Genomic DNA, 668 nt, shown 5'->3' with positions numbered 1-668 from the left:
GGGGCCGAGTTAGAACATCAAACATTAAAGGGTGGTATTTCAAGGTTGGCTCCATGCAGACTGGCGTCCACACTTCGATGCCTCCCACCTATCCTACACATCAAGGCTCAATGTTCAGTGTCAAGCTATAGTAAAGGTTCACGGGGTCTTTCCGTCTTGCCGCGGGTACACTGCATCTTCACAGCGAGTTCAATTTCACTGAGTCTCGGGTGGAGACAGCCTGGCCATCATTACGCCATTCGTGCAGGTCGGAACTTACCCGACAAGGAATTTCGCTACCTTAGGACCGTTATAGTTACGGCCGCCGTTTACTGGGGCTTCGATCAAGAGCTTCGCCTTGCGGCTGACCCCATCAATTAACCTTCCAGCACCGGGCAGGCGTCACACCGTATACGTCCACTTTCGTGTTTGCACAGTGCTGTGTTTTTATTAAACAGTTGCAGCCAGCTGGTATCTGCGACTGGCTTCGGCGCCGGGAGCAAGTCCCATTACCTAACGCCAGCGTGCCTTCTCCCGAAGTTACGGCACCATTTTGCCTAGTTCCTTCACCCGAGTTCTCTCAAGCGCCTGAGTATTCTCTACCTGACCACCTGTGTCGGTTTGGGGTACGATTTAATGTTACCTGATGCTTAGAGGCTTTTCCTGGAAGCTTGGCATCAACTACTTCA

General features: G+C 51.9%; 1 rRNA gene. It reads right to left on the bottom strand.

Going from position 1 to position 668, the window contains the following annotated elements:
• Positions 1-668, bottom strand: a 23S ribosomal RNA gene (locus YALDO0001_RS19440); the annotation flags it as partial.

This window comes from Yersinia aldovae ATCC 35236 (assembly GCF_000173735.1).
Lineage (GTDB): Bacteria > Pseudomonadota > Gammaproteobacteria > Enterobacterales > Enterobacteriaceae > Yersinia > Yersinia aldovae.
This window is presented reverse-complemented; position numbering and strand designations above follow the sequence as displayed.